Origin of the sequence: Amycolatopsis suaedae, from assembly GCF_004214935.1 — a bacterium.
Classification (GTDB): domain Bacteria; phylum Actinomycetota; class Actinomycetes; order Mycobacteriales; family Pseudonocardiaceae; genus Amycolatopsis; species Amycolatopsis suaedae.
In genome coordinates, this window is the sequence record NZ_SFCC01000005.1 from 23189 (window position 1) to 41127 (window position 17939).

The window sequence follows — 17939 nt, forward strand, 5'->3', positions numbered from 1 at the left end:
AGTGACAGAGGCGTTCTACCTGCCCGAAGGCCCCGAAGGCGAGGGCCGTTACCGGGCGACCGAGCACACCGCGGGCCCGTGGTCGCCCGACGCGCAGCATTTCGGGCCGCCGTCGGCGCTGCTGGTGCGGGCGCTGGAGGGAATCGAGGCCGACCGCGAGTGCCAGCTGGCCAGGGTGACCGTCGAGATCCTCGGCCCGGCACCGATCGCCGAGTTCACCGTGCGGGCCCGCATCGAGCGGCCGGGGCGTTCGGTCGAGCTGCTGTCGGCGGAGCTGGCCAGCGGCGACCGGCCGGTGGCCAGGGCAGCGGCGTGGCGCATCGCCACCTCGGACTCGACCGAGGTGGCCACCGCCAAGGGCGACGTGCTGCCGTCCCCCGACTCGCTGGGCCCGGCGTCCTGGCCGGACACCTGGCTGGGCGGCTACCTCAACGCGATGGACTGGCGCGTCGTCACCGGCGGTCTGGACCACCTCGGCGCCACGGCCGTGTGGGCCCGGCAGCGGATCCCGCTGGTCGCCGGCGAGCAGCCGTCGCCGCTGCAGCGGCTGTTCACCGTCGCCGACTCGGGCAACGGCGCGTCGAACTTCCTCGACCCCCGCGAGTGGTGGTTCATCAACAGCGAGCTGACCGTGCACATCCTGCGCCCGCCGGCGGGCGAGTGGATCGGCCTGGACGCGCAGACGCTGATCGGACCGCACGGCATCGGCACGGCCAGCAGCGTGCTGCACGACGTGTCCGGTCAGGTGGCGGGCGGGGCGCAGGCCCTGATGGTGCGGCGCCGCTGACACGCACGCGCGGCGTCCCACCGCTGGAGTGCCCGATCGAATAACCTTCGACGCCTGCGGTGTACTTCCGACGAGCCTGGAGTTTCCTGCATGCAGATCACCTCGGTGGTCAACCAGAAAGGCGGGGTCGGCAAGACCGCGCTCAGCGTCGGCGCTGCCGCCGCGCTCGCCGAGCAGGGACACCGGGTCCTGCTCATCGACCTCGACCCGCAGGGACACGCCACGACGGAGATGCTCGGCCTGCCCGAGGTGCCGCCCGAGGCACCGAGCATGGCCAAGGCACTCACCAAGATGTGGAAGGGGCCGGTCGAGGAGCTGGCCGTGACCCACCCGAGGGCGAAGATCGGCAGCGGCGGCACGTTCGACGTCATCCCCACCTCCCCCGGCATGTTCGACCTGATCCGCAGGCTCGACCAGTTCCGGGTGCCGGGCTGGCAGCTGGCCAGGGTCATCCAGTTCGCCAACTACGACCACGTGATCATCGACTGCCCGCCGGCGCTGGACGTGCTCACCAACAACGCGCTGACCGCCACCTCGGGCATCCTCGTACCGGTGCAGCCGGACCGTACGAGCATCCGGGCGCTGCGGCTGCTGCACGACCAGCTGCGGTTCGTCGAGGGCTCGGTCAACCGGGAACCCATCCCGATCTTCGGGCTGGTGCCGGGCCTGTACCGGCGGCCGATGTCCGGCTACGCGAACGCGGCGCTGGCCGAGCTGGCCCAGACCGGCTTCCCGATCCTGCCGCACGTGCCGCTGGGCGTGGTGATGAACGAGGCCGCCGCGCACGGCGTCCCGGTGACGACATTCGCCCCGGAGACCGTGCAGGCCGTGGCGTTCCACCAGATCGCGCAGGCGCTCGAACACCGCAGGCGGGAGCAGCCCGCGACCAGGGTGGTGCCCGGCGAGCAGGAGTTCTCCTTCGAGGACTTCATCACCGAGGTGGCCGAGGCCCGCAACGTCAACGACAACGGCACCCGCAAGAAGCTCTACGACCTGCTGCCGAAGAAGCCCCGGTCAGCGCGCTGAGCCGAACCTGGCCACGTAGTGCCAGACCCGCTTGAGGGCCTGGCGGTCGATGCGCCCGCTGTTGGCGGCGGCGCCGATCACGGCGGCGTCGAGCCGGCCGTCCACCGCCAGCGCGACGGCGAGGTCGACGATGTCCTGGCCGCGGTAGGCGGGATGTTCGCGCAGGACGTCGACGGACACCCGGTAGCCGTCGTGCCATTCCACCGGGCAGGGCAGCAGTTCGGCGAGTTCGGCGACCTCGGTGCCGCGGAAGCACGGGTCGAGCACGAGTGCCTCGACGTCGGTGTCGATCCGCAGCGGCCCGTGGATCTGGGCTTCGACGTAGTCGTCCAGCGGGTCGGCGAGGCTGCCCGGCCCGGGTAGCTCCATGGCCGCGGCCACCCCGACCGTCGACGGCTGGTAGACGCTGTCCGGGAAGCAGAACGTGGCCCGCTCCAGCACATGCCCGGCCAGGCGCAGGTAGGCGGAGCCGAACCGGGGCGCCAGCCTGCCCGGCAGGTCGAGCGCGCCGTACTTGGGCCGCTCGGTGGCGGGCGCGGCGTCGTAGGCGCCGCCGAACATCCGGCTCTCCCAGCGCCAGCGGTCGCCGCCGGGAAACGCGGTCAGCCCGCCGTTGCTGGTGCCGGTCTCGAACTGCGAGCGGTACACGCCGTCCTTGGCCAGCGCCGCCAGCAGCGGCACCCCACCTGCCAGCCGCTCGGGGTGGAAGTGGACGACGACGCGCCGGGCGGGGTCGATCGGCGGCCCGGCGGCGCGGGCCGCCACGTGGGCCAGCGCGCGCTCGTGCGGACCGGCACCCATCACAGCACCGCCGCGCCGAGCAGCCAGGCGATCAGGGAGAGGGTGACCATGGAACAGAGAGTACTGATCAGGACACAGTCCCGGACGAACCGCACCTCCACCGCGTAACGGCCGGCCGCGATGAAGATGTTCTGCGCGGTCGGCAAGGCCGAGCACAGCACGGCGGCGAACAGCAGCGGACCGGGCAGTCCCAGCAGCAGGCAGGCGCCGAACGTGACCGCGGGCTGCACGACGACCTTCAGCGCGACCATGGTGACGATCTCCCACCGTCGTGCGGGCGCCGGGCCGTCCGCCCGGTCGCCACGCAGCGACATGCCGAGCACCACCAGCGCGCACGCCACCCCGGCGTCACCCAGCGTGTGGATCGGCTCCAGCAGGACGGTCGGCAGGTCGAGACCGAGGCTGCCGACGATCACCCCGAGCAGCGACGCGGCGATCACCGGGTTGCGGACCGGCAGGGTCAGCAGCGTCCGCACCCGGACACCCTTACCGCCGGCCACGCCGGTCTCCACGACCGCGAGCATCAACGGCATCATCACCAGCGACTGGAACAGCAGCACGGCGACGATGAACGTCGAGTTGCCCAGCACCTGCAGCGCGACCGGGATGCCGAGGTTGCCCGCGTTGACGTAGGACGCGACGGCCGTGGACAGGGTCCGCTCGGCCAGCTTCCGCCGGAACACCAGCAGCGACACGGCGAAGCCGAGCGCGGCGGCCACGACCGTGCCTGCCACGAAGGCGAGCACGCCTTCGTTGACCAGCGCGGTGAACGGGGTGCCGATCAGCGTGCTGAACAGCACCGCCGGCATGGCGACGAGGAACACGAACCGGGTCAGCACCGCGTCGGCCCGCTCGCCGAGCACGTCGAACCGCCGGAGCAGGTAGCCGAGGCCGGTCAGTACCCAGATCGGCGCGAACGCCGCCAGAGCGCCGGTCACAGTGTCACAGGCGGCAGGCGCGGATGTCGGAGGCCAGGATGGCCTTGGCTCCCACCTCGGCCAGCTCGTCCATGGTCCGGTTGACGTCCTTGCGCGGCACCATCGCGCGCACGGCGACCCAGTCCTGGTCGGCCAGCGGCGCCACCGTCGGGGACTCCAGGCCGGGCGTGATGCCGATGGCCGCCTCCAGCAGCGTCCTCGGGCAGTCGTAGTCCAGCATCATGTACTGCTGGGCGAACACGACCCCCTGCAGGCGCGCGACCAGCTGCGACTTGGGCTTCGCCGGCTCGCTGCCCGCGCGGTGCACCAGCACCGCCTCCGACACGCAGATCGGGTCGCCGAACGCGACGAGGTTGTGCTGGCGCAGCGTGCGACCCGAGCCGACGACGTCGGCGACCGCGTCGGCGACGCCGAGCTGGATGGAGATCTCGACGGCGCCGTCCAGGCGGATCACCTCGGCCTCGACACCGTGCCGGGCGAGGTCCTGGCGCACCAGCCGCGGGTAGGACGTGGCCAGCCGCTTGCCGTGCAGGTCGGCGACCTTCCAGTCGTGACCGGCGGGCGCGGCGTAGCGGAAGGTCGAGCCGCCGAAGCCCAGCGACAGCAGTTCCTCGACGGGAGCACCGGAGTCCAGCGCGAGGTCACGCCCGGTGATCCCCAGGTCCAGCTCACCGGAACCGACGTAGATCGGGATGTCCTTGGGGCGCAGGAAGAAGAACTCGACGTCGTTGGCCGGGTCCAGGACGGTGAGGTCGCGCTGCTCATGCCGCTGCCGGTAGCCCGCCTCGCCGAGCATCTCCGCGGCCGCCCCGGCCAGCGCTCCCTTGTTCGGCACCGCGACACGCAGCACGTCCGCTCCTTCGTCTCGTTCGTCTCGTCCCTGCCCGGTCACAGGTACCGGTAGACGTCCTCGGTGGTCAGGCCCCGGCCCAGCATCAGGACCTGGACCCGGTACAGCAGCTGGGAGATCTCCTCGGCGAGCCGGTCGTCGGACTCGTGCTCGGCCGCGATCCACACCTCGCCGGCTTCCTCGAGCACCTTCTTGCCCTGCGCGTGCACGCCGGCGTCGAGTGCCGCGACGGTGCCCGAGCCCTCGGGCCGGGCACTGGCCCGTTCGGTCAGCTCGGCGAACAGCTCATCGAAGGTCTTCACGGCCTGTAGATCCTTCCATCCGGCCCGGCGTGGCACGCGGCGGGATGCCCGGGGTGCCGTGCGGGTCACACCGCCGAATGGCGGACAGCAAAGTTGACGTTTCCCCGGAATTCCACTTGGCTGGCAAGGAACCAATCGATGCGCACCGCGCTGGTGAGCAGAAAGGAAGTGATATGGAAAACCGTGATCTACCTGACCGAAAGACCGACGTAACCCCGGCGACCCCGGGGAATCTGAGGATCAAGCTGCCCGAACGCCCGGAGGAGGTCGACCAGGACGCCGAGTACTGCTCGGTTTGGCTCGACGGCGAATGGCGGGATATCAGGTTTCACGATTATGCCGAGATCTACCGCATTCCCGGAATGTACGAACAGTTGTTCCACGACATTCTCGACTGTCAGTCGCCCGATGTGATCGCGAAGACGCTGAAAGAACAGCTGCAGCGCGACGGCTACGAGGCCGAGGACCTGCGGGTGCTGGACCTGGGGGCAGGCAGTGGCCTGATCGGCGAACAGTTACGCAGCGTGGGCGTCGGCGGGCTCGTCGGCGTGGACATCATCCCGGAGGCACGGGACGCCGCGATGGCCGAGCGGCCGTCCGTGTACGACGCCTACCACGTCGCCGACGTGACCGCGCCACCCGAACCGGTCGCCAGAGCACTGGCCGAGGCCAGATTCAACACGCTGTGCTGCGTCGCCGCGCTGGGGTACGCCGACATCCCACCGCAGGCGTTCCGCGCCGCGTTCAACCTGATCAGCGACGGTGGCTGGATCGCGTTCACGATCAAGGACCGGTTCCTGGAGGACGGCGACACGTCCGGGTTCGCGCGGCTCATCAAGGCCTGCGAGGACCAGGGCATCCTGGAACTGCGCACGTCACAGCGCTACCGGCACCGGGTGAACATCGCCGGTGAGCCGCTGTACTACGTCGCCGTGGTCGGGACGAAGAAGTCCGACATCCCGGCCGAGCTGGTTTCCTGACCCGTCCCGGCACGCTCGTGAAGGCCACCTTCATTACGTGTGACGTGGTGAAGGTGGCCTTCACGGCGTCTCACGCCAGGGCCCCGGCACAGTCCGGGTGCGGCAGGGCGAGGTGGGTGGTCCCGAGTGCAGAACTCGCGGGCCGGAAGGTAGAACTCGCGTGCGTGAGCGCAGAACTCACCATGTGGACCGAGTTCTCACGTAGTGCCGGTCGCTCGCGCGAACGGGCCGGTCGCGCGAGTCGTAGGTTCTGAAGCGCGAGTTGTACGTTCCCGCCCACCTGGTCCCACTGTCCGGCACGCCGATTCCAGATCGCGAGACCAGCCCCGTCCTCGCCTGGCCGCCCTCACGGCGTCTCATGCCGTGAGGGCCCCCTTCACGTGCTTGGCAGCAGGGCCGCGAGCGCGGGTACGTCCATGCCGACCAGGGTGTCGCGGAAGATCCGGCGCGGGCCGGGCTCGACCGGGACGTCGTTGGGCACCACCAGCACCGTGCAGCCCGCCGCCGCGGCCGACGCCGCACCCGGCGGGGAGTCCTCCACCGCCACGCACCGCGCCGGGTCCACACCCAGTTGGCGAGCCGCCAACAAGTACGGCTCGGGGTCGGGCTTGTTCCGGCCGCCGACCTCGTCACCGCAGACGATCGTGTCGAAGAACTCCCGGCCGATGGTGTTCAGCGCCCGCTCGGTCAGCGACCGCTCGGTCGAGGTGACCAGCGCCGCCGGGACACCGGCCGCCCGCACGGCGGCCAGGGCCTCCCGGGCACCCGGCCGCCAGGGCAGCGCGTCGTCGAACAGCCGCTCCGTGCGTTTGCGGATCCACTCCCCCATCCACGCGACCGAGTCGGCGTCCGGCTCCCGCCCCGCCACGCCGAGCAGGAACCGCGCCGTGTGGTCCATATTGGACCCCACGAGGCTGAGCCGCTGCGCGTCGGACAGCCGGGTGCCCAGCGACTCGGCCGCCTCGTTGAGCGCGACGTCCCAGAGTTTCTCCGAATCGACGAGCGTGCCGTCCATGTCCCACAGCACGCCCGCCAATGTGTCCACAGTAGACTGTTCTGTCACGTGTTGAAGTACTTCGCTTCCGGGTGGTGACACACGATGGCGTCGGTGGACTGCTCGGGGTGCAGCTGGAACTCCTCCGACAACTTCACCCCGATTCGCTCCGGCTGGAGCAGGTCGATGATCTTGGCCCGGTCCTCCAGGTTCGGGCAGGCGCCGTAGCCGAGGGAGAACCGCGCGCCACGGTAACCGAGCTTGAAGAACTCCTCGACGTCGGCCGGGTCCTCGCTCGCCACGGCTGTCCCGCCGGCGAAACGAAGCTCCTCACGCACCCGGCGGTGCCAGTACTCGGCCAGCGCCTCGGTCAGCTGCACGCCCAGACCGTGAACCTCCAGGTAGTCGCGGTAGGCGTTGCTGGCGAACAGTTCGTTGGCGTAGTCGGCGATCGGCTGGCCCATGGTGACCAGGGTCAGCGGCAGGACGTCGACCGTGCCCTCGCGCTCGGCCAGCTCGCGCGGCCGGTAGAAGTCGGCCAGGCACAGCCGCCGGTCCCGCTTCTGCCTCGGGAAGCTGAACCGGGTGCGCTCGGCGGCATCCACGCTGGGCTCGGCCAGCACCACCAGGTCCTCACCCTCGGCGACGACCGGGAAGTAGCCGTACACCACCGCCGCGTGGGCCAGCACGCCATCCGCGGTCAGCCGGTCCAGCCAGTGCCGCAGCCGCGGCCTGCCCTCGGACTCGACCAGCTCCTCGTAGGTCGGCCCATTGCCTCCGCGGGCGCCCTTGAGGCCCCACTGGCCCATGAACGTCGCCCGCTCGTCGAGCATCGCGGCGTACTCGGCCAGCGGAACGCCCTTGATCACCCGGTTGCCCCAGAACGGCGGCGTCGGCAGCGGCACGTCGACCGCGACGTCGGAGCGGCCGGCGGGCTCCTCCTCGCCGCGCTCGGCCTCCTGCTTGGCCTTGCGTGCCTCGGCGATGCGCAGCGAGCGCTCCCGGCGGGCCTTGCGCTCGGCGCGCTTGGCCTCGGCCTCCTGGTCGACGATCGGCGACTCGCCCCGCTTGGCGGCCATGATCGCGTCCATCAGCCGCAGGCCCTCGAACGCGTCGCGGGCGTAGCGGACCTCGCCGAGGTAGGTCTCGGTCAGGTCGTTCTCCACGTAGGAGCGGGTCAGCGCGGCACCGCCGAGCAGCACCGGCCAGCGGGTGGAGACCCCTCGGGAGTTCATCTCCTCCAGGTTCTCCTTCATGATCACCGTCGACTTCACCAGCAGGCCGGACATGCCGATGGCGTCGGCCTTGTTCTCCTCCGCGGCCTCGAGGATCGTGGTGATCGGCTGCTTGATGCCGAGGTTGACCACCTCGTAGCCGTTGTTGGACAGGATGATGTCGACCAGGTTCTTGCCGATGTCGTGGACGTCGCCCTTCACCGTGGCCAGCACGATCCGACCCTTGCCGCCGGAGTCGTCCTTCTCCATGTGCGGCTCCAGGAAGGCCACCGCCGCCTTCATCACCTCGGCCGACTGCAGCACGAACGGCAGCTGCATCTGACCCGAGCCGAACAGCTCGCCGACGGTCTTCATGCCCGACAGCAGCGTGTTGTTGATGATCTCGAGCGCCGGCCTGGTCTTCAGCGCCTCGGCGAGGTCGTCGTCGAGGCCGTTGCGCTCGCCGTCGACGATGCGCCGCTCCAGCCGTTCGAACAGCGGCAGCTTGGCCAGCTCCTGGGCCCGGGACTCCTTCGACGACGACGCGGTGACCCCCTCGAACAGGGCCATGAACTCCTGCAGCGGGTCGTAGCCCTCGGCCCTGCGGTCGTAGACCAGGTCGAGCGCGACCTTGCGCTGCTCGTCCGGGATCTTCGACATCGGCAGGATCTTCGACGCGTGCACGATGGCCGTGTCCAGCCCGGCCTGCACGCACTCGTGCAGGAACACCGAGTTGAGCACCTGCCGGGCCGCGGCGTTGAGGCCGAAGGAGATGTTGGACAGCCCCAGCGTGGTCTGGACATCGGGATGCCGCTGCTTGAGCTTGCGGATGGCCTCGATGGTCTCGATGCCGTCGCGGCGGGACTCCTCCTGGCCGGTGGCGATGGTGAAGGTCAGTGTGTCGACGATGATGTCGGCCTCGTCGAGCCCGTACTCGCCGGTGATCTGGGCGATCAGCCGTTCGGCGATGGCGACCTTGTTGTCCGCCGTGCGGGCCTGGCCCTCCTCGTCGATGGTCAGCGCCACCACCGAGGCGCCGAACTCGGCCACCAGCTGCATCACCTTGGTGAACCGCGACTCCGGCCCGTCGCCGTCCTCGTAGTTGACCGAGTTGACCGCGCACCGCCCGCCCAGGTGCTCCAGGCCGGTGCGGATGACGTCGATCTCGGTGGAGTCGAGCATGATCGGCAGCGTGGACGCGGTGGCGAAGCGGGAGGCGATCTCGGCCATGTCGGCCGAGCCGTCGCGGCCCACGTAGTCGACGCAGACGTCGAGCATGTGCGCGCCGTCGCGGGTCTGGTCGCGGGCGATGGCGACGCAGTCCTCCCAGCGCTGCTCCAGCATCGCCTCGCGGAACGCCTTCGAGCCGTTGGCGTTGGTGCGCTCCCCGATCATCAGCACGGTGGAGTCCTGCTGGAACGGGACCGCCTGGTAGAGCGACGACACACCCGGCTCGTGCCGGGGCCGCCGGGTGGCCGGCTGGAGGTCGGCGACCGCCGCGGCCAGCTGCCGGATGTGCTCGTCGGTGGTGCCACAGCAGCCGCCGACCAGTCCGACGCCGAACTCGCGGACGAACCCGACCAGCGCCTCGGCCAGCCCCTCCGGGCCCAGCGGGTAGACCGCGCCGTTGGGGCCAAGCTCGGGCAGGCCGGCGTTGGGCATGACCGACAGCGGCACCCGCGCGTGCTTGGAGAGCTGCCGCAGGTGCTCACTCATCTCGGCGGGACCGGTGGCGCAGTTGAGCCCGATCAGGTCGATGCCCAGCGGCTCCAGCGCGGCCAGCGCGGCGTTGACCTCGGTACCCAGCAGCATCGTGCCGGTGGTCTCCACGGTGATCGAGGCGATCACCGGGATCCGCCGTCCCTCGGCGGCCATGGCCCGGTGCGCGCCGATGATCGACGCCTTGGTCTGCAGGATGTCCTGGGTGGTCTCGACGATCACCGCGTCGGCGCCGCCTGCCAGCAGGCCGCGGACCTCCTCCTGGTAGGCGTCGCGCAGCGTGGCGAACGGCGCGTGCCCCAGCGTGGGCAGCTTGGTGCCCGGCCCGACCGAGCCGAGGACGAACCGCGGCCGGTCCGGCGTACTGAACTCGTCGGCGACCTCGCGGGCCAGCCGGGCGCCGATCTCCGACAGCTCGAAGATGCGCTCCGGGATGTCGTACTCGGCAAGATTGGCGAAGTTGCAACCGAAGGTGTTGGTCTCCACCGCGTCCGCGCCAGCCTCCAGATAGCCGCGGTGCACTCCGCGCACCACGTCCGGTCGCGTGACGTTGAGGATCTCGTTGCAGCCTTCCAGCCCGGCGAAGTCGTCGAGGGTCAGGTCGTGTGCCTGCAGCGCGGTGCCCATCGCGCCGTCGGCCACCACCACGCGCGAGGACAGAGCGTCTAGCAGCGGAGAGGAGAGACGATCAGCCATGCCCACCAGCCTACGGTCCGGATGCCCTGGAAAGGGTCGTAGGCTGACCACGTGATTGACCCCGATGAGCCGACCACCCAGTCCGCCGACCACGTGAACGACACCCAGCCGGTGATGATCGTGGCCTTCGAAGGCTGGAACGACGCAGGTGACGCCGCCAGTACCGCCGTGGAGCACCTGCAGCTCAACTGGGATGCCAGCCCGCTGGTCGAGCTCGATCCGGACGACTACTACGACTTCCAGGTCAGCCGCCCGACCGTCCGCATGGTGGACGGGGTGACCAGGCGGGTCGAATGGCCGACGACCCGGCTGTCGGTCTGCAAGCCCGCCGGCTCCGGCCGCGACGTCGTGCTCGTCCAGGGCCCGGAGCCGAACATGCGCTGGCGGAAGTTCTGCGCTGAGCTGATGGCGCACATGGAGGAGCTGAACGTCGCCACGGTCGTCACACTGGGTGCACTACTCGCTGACACAGCGCACACGCGGCCGGTGCCGGTGACCGGGACCGCCTACGACCAGGCCGCCGCCAGCCGGTTCGGCCTGGAACGCAACCGCTACCAGGGCCCGACCGGCATCGTCGGGGTGCTGCAGGACGCGTGCGTGCAGGCCGGGATACCGGCGGTATCCGTCTGGGCCGCGGTCCCCCACTACGTCTCCCACCCGCCCTCGCCGAAGGCGACGCTGGCACTGCTGCACAAGCTGGAGGACATCCTCGACATCGAGATCCCGCTGGGCGCGCTGCCCGAGCAGGCCGAGGAGTGGCAGCGCACGGTCAGCGAGATGGCCGGCGAGGACGAGGAGATCAGCGCCTACGTCCGCCAGCTGGAGGAACGCGGTGACGACCAGCTGCACGTCGACGAGGGCAGCGGCGACAAGCTGGCCGCGGAGTTCGAGCGGTACCTGCGCAGGCGCAGGCCGGAGGGGCCGGCCGGCGGGTAGTCAGCCCAGAGGATGACTGTGGAATCAGACTTTTCGCCGTCGCCGGGGGAGCCGGCGGATCGGGACGATGGAGGCATGTCCCAGCAAGCTCAGCTCGGCAGTGCTGCCCCGGATGAGCCCGGTGCCCCGATGTCGACGCTGGTCCGCCGCCGGTGGGCCGTGCTGGCGATCCTGTGCACCAGCCTGCTGCTGGTCTCGATCGACGCCACCGTCCTGCACATGGCGCTGCCCGCGCTGTCCGCCGACCTGCACCCCACCGCCACCGAGCAGCTCTGGATCATCGCGATCTACTCGCTGCTGGCCGCGCCGCTGCTGCTGGCGTTCGGCACGCTCGGCGACTATTTCGGCAGGCGGCGGATCCTCGTCATCGGCTACGTGGTGTTCGGGCTGGCCTCGCTCGCGGTGGCGTTCGCGCCGAACGTCCCGGTGCTGATCGCCTCCCGGGCCCTGCTCGGCGCCGGTGGCGCCATGATCATGCCGGCCACCCTGTCGATCCTGCGGCAGGCGTTCCCGGACCGCGACGAGCGGCGCACCGCCATCGGCGTGTGGAGCGGCATCGCCGGGTCGGGCGCCGTGCTCGGCCCGCTGCTCGGCGGGTTCCTGGTCGAGACGTTCTCCTGGCACGCGGCGTTCCTGATCAACGTGCCGGTGATGGTGGTGGCGCTGCCGCTGACCTACTGGCTGATCCCGGAGTCCTCCGACCCGCCCGGCGAGCGCTGGGACCTGACCAGCGCGGTGCTGGCCGCGATCGGTGTCCTCGGCGTCGCGTTCGCCATCAAGCAGACCTCGCACGGCGGGATCATGTACGTCGCCGGGCCGGTGGCCGGGGTGCTCGGCCTGGCCGTGCTGGTGGCGTTCGTCCGGCGGCAGCGCAGGCTGCGGGTGCCGCTGCTGGACGTCTCGCTGTTCCGGCGCAGGACGTTCAGCGTCGCCGTGGCCAGCGTGCTGCTGGTGATGATCTCGCTGGTCGGCCTCGGGCTGCTGTTCGCCCAGTACCTGCAGCTGGTGCTGGCGCTGGAGCCGATGGCGGCGGCGCTGCGGCTGCTGTTCGTCATGGTCGCCGCGGTGGCGGGCAGCCTGCTGGCCGGGCCGCTGCTGCGGCGGTTCGACAACCGCGCGGTCACCGTCTGGGGGTTCGCCCTCGTCGCCGCCGCGCTCGGGGCTGCGGCGCTGTGGCTGACCACCGTGGAGAACCTGTGGCTGCTCGGCCCGGTGCTGGTCGCCGTCGGCGCGGGGGTGTCGGTGGCGCTCACCGCAGCCTCCGACGCGCTGCTGGCCTCGGCGCCCGCCGAGCAGGCCGGTGCGGCGTCGGCGGTCGAGGAAACGGCCTACGAGCTGGGCGCGGGGCTGGGCGTGGCCGTGCTCGGCAGCGTCGCGGCCGGGGTGTACGCGGCGACGCTGCCCACCCTGCCCGCTCCCGGCGTCCCGGAGGAGGCGCTGCGGCAGGCGCAGCTCGGGCTCACCGAGGCGACCGGCGCGGCAAGCCACCTCGGCGGCCAGGCCGCCCAGACCCTGCTCACCGTCGCGCGGGACTCCTTCGTCGAGGGGCTGTCGTTCGCCCTCGCCGCCGGGTTCTGCGCGTTCGTCATCGCCGCCATCGCGGCTGCCAAGCTCATGCCCAGATCAGGAGGAGTCCCCCATGACCACGCTTGACGACAAGCCGAAGGTGCGGGCCGGCTGGCGTACCCCCGCGGCGCTGTACCGGCTGATCAGCAGCCCGGCGCTGCGCGCGGTCCTCGGCTGGGACCTGCCCAGGCGGGACGTGAAGTGGGTCCGCCGCGAGGAGGGTATGACCTGCCTGGAGGTCGGCAGCGGTGGCGGGTTCTACACCGCCGCGCTGCGCGAGCACCTCGGCGAGGGCACGGACCTGATCGCGCTCGACCCGGCGGGCGAGAGCCTCGACGCCCTGCGGGACAAGCTGGCCGGCACCACCGGCGCGCGGATGAGCTACCTGGTCGGCGACGGCTGCAAGCTGCCGATGCCCGACGACAGCGTCGACGCGCTGTTCTACGGCTACAGCCTGGAGGAGTTCCCCGACCCGCTCGGCGCCGTGCTGGAGGCGCAGCGGGTGCTGCGGCCCGGCGGGCAGCTGGTGCTGTTCCTCTGGCGGCCGGTGATCACCAAGGGCCGCCGGATGCCGGTGGCCAAGCTGCTGGACCAGACGTTCGACCGGCAGCAGCACAGCGCAGGCCCGCAGAACATCCGGATGCGCTACATCAAGCGGGCCCGGTAGCCGAGCGCTGCCGCCCCCAATGTGGCATTGGGGGAGTTCAAGTACCCCAATGCCACATTGGGGTACTTGAACGCGACGAAAGCCGCATTGGCCGCCCGGCTCACAGGAGCTTCGTCAGCGGGACTGGGCCGCGGGCGCGTTTGCGCCACTCGCGCGGGTAGCCGAGCGAGACCTCGCGGAACGGCACGCCGTCGGCCTGCGTGTTACGCGGGATGTGCAGGTGACCGAACACGGCCATCTCGGCGCGGTAGCGCAGGTGCCAGTCGGCGGTCTCGGTGGTGCCGCACCACAGGGCGAACTCCGGCCAGTACAGCGGGTCGGTCGGGTGCCGGTGCAGTGGCCAGTGCGACATCAGGATCGTGCGCCGGTCGGCCGGGATGGCGTCCAGCTTCGCCGTGGACACCTTGAGCCGCTCGGCGCACCAGTCCTGCCTGCTCGGGTACGGGTCCGGGTGCAGGAAGTACTCGTCGGTGCACACCACCCCGGCCTCCCTCGCGTCGGCCAGCGCCTCGGTGATCGTCCGGCCCTCGGTGCGCGGCACCCGCCAGCTGTAGTCGTAGAGCACGAACAACGGCGCGATCGTGAGCGGCTCCGGACCATGCGGCCAGGTGACGAACTCGTCCTCCGGGGTCAGCACGCCGATCTCCCGGCAGCGGCGCACCAGCTCGTCGTACCGCGCCTGGCCACGCAGCTGCACCGGGTCCTTCGGCGTGGTCCACAGCTCGTGGTTGCCCGGCGTCCAGATCACCGTGTCGAACCGGTCGCGCAGCATGGTCAGCGTGTCGACGATCGCCGGTACCTGCTCGGCGACGTCACCGGCCACCAGCAGCCAGTCCCGCGGCGACTCGGGCCGGATCGTGTCGACGATCTCGCCGTTGCCTTCGTGGGTCACGTGCAGGTCGCTGGTCGCGTAGAGGTTCGGCACGACGTCCACCGTAAAGGACCACGACCCCGGCAACGACGAACAACCCTGCCTGCACGTCCAGGGCGCCCACCACACCCAGCGGCCCTGCCAGCACGGCCGCCAGCTGCATGCCGGCGACCTGGCACAGCGCGCCGCCCGCGAACACCGTGCTGAGCACCCGCCCGGCCAGCTCGGACGGCGTCGCGGCCTGGACCGTCGCGAGCTGCCCCGCGCCGACGACCACCGCCGGGCCGCCCGCGACGGCGAACAGCCCGGCGAACACCGCGAGCGCCGTGGTCAGGTGCGAGCTGTTCCACAGCACCGCGCTCACCACGCCCATCGCCACCCCGCCCCAGCCGAGGACCTTCGCCGGCGCCACCCGCCGGCCCCAGGCCGCCAGCGCCGCCCCGGCCGCGAGCCCGCCGACGGCCTGCACGCCACGCAGCAGGCCGACCTCGCCGTCTCCCCCGGCCAGCACACCGGTCACGAACAACACGAACAGGACCACGAACATGCCCTGCGCCACCGACATCACCGCGACGGCGGCGCCGACCAGCCGCAGCCGGGCGTTCCCGCCGATCTCGGCCAGTCCGCCTGCCCAGTCCCGGACGACCGAGCCACCCCGCGCACCCGGCACCGGTGTGCCGAACCGGCCCAGCAGCAACCCGAACGCCGCCGCCAGCGCGATCAGGTAGCCGGACAGCACCGCGGCCGGTCCCCCGGACCCGAGCAGCACCCCGCCCAGGCCCGCCCCGGCCAGCCGGGCCAGGTTGGCCGTCACGCTCATCAGGCCGTTGGCCGCGACCTCGTTGCCCGCACCGGCGACGGTGGGGACGAGGGCGTTGCGGGCGGGCTCGAACACCGCGGCCGCCGCGGCCTGGGCCGCGACCACGGCGAGGACGACGCCGGTCTGCCCGGCGTCGCGCACCAGCAGCAGCGGGACCGCCGCGACGGCCTGGGCCGCCACCACCCAGCACAGCACGCGCCGCCGGTCCAGCCGGTCCGCCAGCACCCCGGCCACCGGGCTCAGCGCGACCACGGGCAACAGCCCCAGCGCCATGCTCAGCGCGGTCGACGACGCCGAACCGGTCAGGCGGTAGACCAGCAGCGGCAACGACACCTGCAGGATCCACTCGGCGGTCTCCGAGAACAGCGACGCCAGCCACAGCCGGACGAACGCCGGGCGGCGCAGCGGGGTACTCACGTGCTCGGCTTGCCGTCGGCCTCGACGCGCGGGAACGCTCCGAGGCTCACGTGCACCGGCCTGGCCTCCCCCGGCGCGTCCTCGCGCACCGTGGTGACGTACGGGCGCAGCAGCCCGTCCAGCCGCTCCAGCAGGCCGGTCAGCTCCTCCGGGGTCACCCGCAGGCTGTAGGAGTTGAGCGCCGACGCCTCCCGCCACCGCTCGTCCAGCCGGTCGACGCTGTCGAAGAACCGCTGTGCCAGCAGCTGGTCCTCGGCCAGCCGGGCCGACGCGGCGGCCACCTGCACGGTCCGGTACGCGGGGTCGGGGGCCAGCTCGCCGAAGTCCAGCCCCACCACCGCCGCCCGCCACGGCCGCTCCCTCCCGTCACCCGCCTCGGCCCGCTCCACCAGCCCGTACTCGGCGAGCTGGCGCAGATGCCAGCTGCAGTTGGACGGCGTCGACCCCACCGCCGTCGCGCACTCGCTGGCCGTCCGCGGGCCGACGGCCAGCAGGTAGTTGAGCAGCGACGTCCGCAGCGGGTGGGCCAGCGCCCGCATCACCTGCACGTCGCGGACACGGCGCCGGGCCGGCAGCTCAGACATGAAAGAGGCCTTTCGAAAGAGTTCTTTCAAGACTAGCACTTGCTATCGCTACAGTTGTCGCGTTAAGCTGTGTCCATCATGAGGAACTGACACCGTTTCCTGCCCGCGCCCGAGGCCGTCGCCCGGCGGGCTTCCTTCTTCCGGGATCCGGTGATGCCTCGTGTCTACCTCCACTTCCCTGCTGGCCAGGGACCTCGTCTTCGCCTACCGCGACCGCGTCGTGCTGGACGGCTTCTCGCTCACCGCGAGCCCGGGGCAGCGGATCGGGCTGGTCGGCGAGAACGGCGCCGGGAAGTCGACGCTGCTGCGGCTGCTGGCCGGTACCCTCACGCCGCTCGGCGGCACGGTCCAGCGCGGCGGTGATCTCGGCTTCCTCCACCAGGAACTGCCGTTTCCCGCGTCGGCGACACTCGCCGATGTTCTCGACGACGCACTCGCCGAGACCCGGGCGACAGCCGCCCGGCTGGACGAGCTGGCGGGACGGCTGGCCGAGGACCCCGGCGACGAGGCGTCACTCGACGAGTACGGCCGGGCACTGGAGTGGGCGCAGGCCCACGACCTGTGGGACGCCGACCGCCGGGCCGGCCTGGTGTGTGCCGGGCTGGGCCTGGGCGGCATCGCACCGGACCGGATGGTCGGCACGCTGTCCGGCGGCCAGCGCAGCCGGCTGGGGCTCGCGGCCCTGCTGATCCGCAGGCCGGCAACCCTGCTGCTGGACGAGCCGACCAACCACCTCGACGACCCGGCGATGGAGTTCCTCGAACAGCATCTCGCGGCGTTGCCGGGCACGGTGGTGCTCGCCTCGCACGACCGGGTGTTCCTCGACGCCGTCTGCACCGACATCGTCGACCTCGACCCGGCCCTCGGCGGCCCGGCCCGCTACGGCGGCGCCTACACCGCCTACCTCGGCCACAAGAAGGCCGAGCGGGCCCGCTGGGAGCAGCGTTACGCCGAGGAACAGGAGGAACTGAAGCGGCTGGCCGAATCGGTGCGGGTCACCGCCCGCGCCGTCGCGCCACACGACCGGGCGCCCCGCGATCCGGCGAAGATGCTGTACGACTTCAAGACCGGCAGGGTGCAGAAGCAGGTGTCCCGCCGGGTGCGCAACGCGCAGCAGCGGCTGGACAGGCTGGAACGCGAGCAGGTCCGCAAACCGCCCGCACCGCTGCGGTTCGCCGCGCCGCTGACCGGGAACTCGCGGGTGGACCGGGCGGTGTCGGTCCGCGCGGTGACGGTGACCGGGAGGCTCCACATCGGACACCTCGACGTGGACGGCGCCGCCCGCCTGCTGGTGACCGGTGGCAACGGCGCGGGCAAGTCGACGCTGCTGCGGCTGCTGGACGGCGCGCTCAGGCCGGACCGGGGCATGGTGTTCCACGGCCCCGGCGTGCGCACCGGCCTGCTCGAACAGGACGTCGAGTTCGCCGACCCGGCCCGCTCACCCCGGGAGCTGTACCGGCGAGCGGCCGGCGAGCGCGCCGTCGCGCTGGCCGAGCTGGGCCTGGTGGCGCCGAGGGACCTGGACCGGCCGGTCGGCAGCCTGTCGGTCGGGCAGCGCCGCCGGGTGGCGCTGGCGACGCTGCTCGGCGACCCACCGCAGGTGCTGCTGCTCGACGAGCCGACCAACCACATCTCGCTGACGCTGGCCGAGGAACTGTTCGCCGCACTGGACAGCGCGCCGGGCGCGGTGGTGGTGGCCTCGCACGACCGGTGGCTGCGCCGCGGCTGGGACGGCGCCGAGCTGCGCCTGCGCGACGGCGAGGTGGCCTGA

General features: G+C 71.5%; 16 protein-coding genes. 7 read left to right on the forward strand and 9 right to left on the reverse strand.

Annotated elements, in window-relative coordinates; translation table 11 throughout:
* The first annotated feature begins 1 nt into the window (after position 1).
* Together EWH70_RS10910 and EWH70_RS10915 are read left to right on the forward strand one after the other, a co-directional pair.
* Positions 2-787 (forward strand): thioesterase family protein, encoded by a 786-nt coding sequence (locus EWH70_RS10910; RefSeq protein ID WP_130475210.1) that lies wholly within the window; start codon positions 2-4, stop codon positions 785-787.
* A gap of 90 nt (positions 788-877) precedes the next feature.
* Positions 878-1813, forward strand: coding sequence for a ParA family protein (locus EWH70_RS10915; protein ID WP_130475211.1), 936 nt, complete (start codon positions 878-880; stop codon positions 1811-1813).
* On the opposite strand, the gene EWH70_RS10920 is transcribed toward EWH70_RS10915, so the two are convergent.
* Genes EWH70_RS10920 through EWH70_RS10935 form a run of 4 tightly spaced genes read right to left on the reverse strand, consistent with a single transcriptional unit; the run spans position 1802 to position 4704 of the window.
* On the reverse strand, positions 1802-2614 hold the full coding sequence (locus EWH70_RS10920; RefSeq protein WP_130475212.1) for a DUF3626 domain-containing protein: 813 nt from the start codon (positions 2612-2614) through the stop codon (positions 1802-1804). The genes EWH70_RS10915 and EWH70_RS10920 overlap by 12 nt on opposite strands.
* Positions 2614-3552 carry an AEC family transporter gene (locus EWH70_RS10925; RefSeq protein WP_130475213.1) on the reverse strand — a complete coding sequence of 313 codons (939 nt, stop codon included), beginning with the start codon at positions 3550-3552 and terminating at the stop codon, positions 2614-2616. The genes EWH70_RS10920 and EWH70_RS10925 overlap by 1 nt, the downstream gene beginning before the upstream one ends.
* A 4-nt stretch (positions 3553-3556) precedes the next feature.
* Positions 3557-4402, reverse strand: coding sequence for an ATP phosphoribosyltransferase (gene hisG / locus EWH70_RS10930; RefSeq protein WP_130475214.1), 846 nt, complete (start codon positions 4400-4402; stop codon positions 3557-3559).
* Between the two features lie 38 nt (positions 4403-4440).
* Entirely contained in the window at positions 4441-4704 is a 264-nt protein-coding gene (locus tag EWH70_RS10935; protein WP_130475215.1) for a phosphoribosyl-ATP diphosphatase, read from the reverse strand.
* A gap of 173 nt (positions 4705-4877) precedes the next feature.
* Between EWH70_RS10935 and EWH70_RS10940 the strand changes: the two genes are divergently transcribed.
* The gene (locus EWH70_RS10940) at positions 4878-5684 is read left to right on the forward strand and encodes a class I SAM-dependent DNA methyltransferase (RefSeq protein WP_130475505.1); all 807 of its coding nucleotides are present in this window, start codon (positions 4878-4880) and stop codon (positions 5682-5684) included.
* 376 nt (positions 5685-6060) lie between these two features.
* On the opposite strand, the gene EWH70_RS10945 is transcribed toward EWH70_RS10940, so the two are convergent.
* The gene (locus tag EWH70_RS10945; protein WP_240686924.1) at positions 6061-6747 is read right to left on the reverse strand and encodes an HAD family hydrolase; all 687 of its coding nucleotides are present in this window, start codon (positions 6745-6747) and stop codon (positions 6061-6063) included.
* Positions 6744-10307, reverse strand: a complete 3564-nt coding sequence (gene metH / locus EWH70_RS10950; RefSeq protein ID WP_130475216.1) for a methionine synthase — start codon at positions 10305-10307, stop codon at positions 6744-6746. Before metH ends, EWH70_RS10945 begins: the two co-directional genes overlap by 4 nt.
* A gap of 51 nt (positions 10308-10358) precedes the next feature.
* On the opposite strand from metH, the gene EWH70_RS10955 reads away from it, so the two are divergent.
* The 3 genes from EWH70_RS10955 (at position 10359) to EWH70_RS10965 (ending at position 13476) form a co-directional block, all read left to right on the forward strand.
* Positions 10359-11243 (forward strand): PAC2 family protein, encoded by an 885-nt coding sequence (locus tag EWH70_RS10955; protein WP_420809049.1) that lies wholly within the window; start codon positions 10359-10361, stop codon positions 11241-11243.
* Positions 11244-11318: 75 nt separating this feature from the next.
* Positions 11319-12896, forward strand: a complete 1578-nt coding sequence (locus tag EWH70_RS10960; protein ID WP_165436233.1) for an MFS transporter — start codon at positions 11319-11321, stop codon at positions 12894-12896.
* Complete coding sequence (locus EWH70_RS10965; protein ID WP_130475218.1) at positions 12883-13476, forward strand: class I SAM-dependent methyltransferase; 594 nt, start codon at positions 12883-12885, stop codon at positions 13474-13476. The genes EWH70_RS10960 and EWH70_RS10965 overlap by 14 nt, the downstream gene beginning before the upstream one ends.
* 100 nt (positions 13477-13576) lie before the next feature.
* Here EWH70_RS10965 and EWH70_RS10970 read toward each other — a convergent pair whose 3' ends face one another.
* From EWH70_RS10970 to EWH70_RS10980, 3 genes are read right to left on the reverse strand one after another with little or no spacing between them, the layout of a single operon-like run.
* Positions 13577-14401 carry a metallophosphoesterase family protein gene (locus EWH70_RS10970; protein WP_130475219.1) on the reverse strand — a complete coding sequence of 275 codons (825 nt, stop codon included), beginning with the start codon at positions 14399-14401 and terminating at the stop codon, positions 13577-13579.
* Positions 14289-15584, reverse strand: coding sequence for an MFS transporter (locus EWH70_RS10975; RefSeq protein ID WP_130475220.1), 1296 nt, complete (start codon positions 15582-15584; stop codon positions 14289-14291). The genes EWH70_RS10970 and EWH70_RS10975 overlap by 113 nt, the downstream gene beginning before the upstream one ends.
* Entirely contained in the window at positions 15581-16168 is a 588-nt protein-coding gene (locus EWH70_RS10980) for a helix-turn-helix domain-containing protein (protein WP_130475221.1), read from the reverse strand. The genes EWH70_RS10975 and EWH70_RS10980 overlap by 4 nt, the downstream gene beginning before the upstream one ends.
* A 160-nt stretch (positions 16169-16328) precedes the next feature.
* Here EWH70_RS10980 and EWH70_RS10985 point away from each other — a divergent pair, with 160 nt between their 5' ends.
* On the forward strand, positions 16329-17939 hold the full coding sequence (locus EWH70_RS10985; RefSeq protein ID WP_130475222.1) for an ABC-F family ATP-binding cassette domain-containing protein: 1611 nt from the start codon (positions 16329-16331) through the stop codon (positions 17937-17939).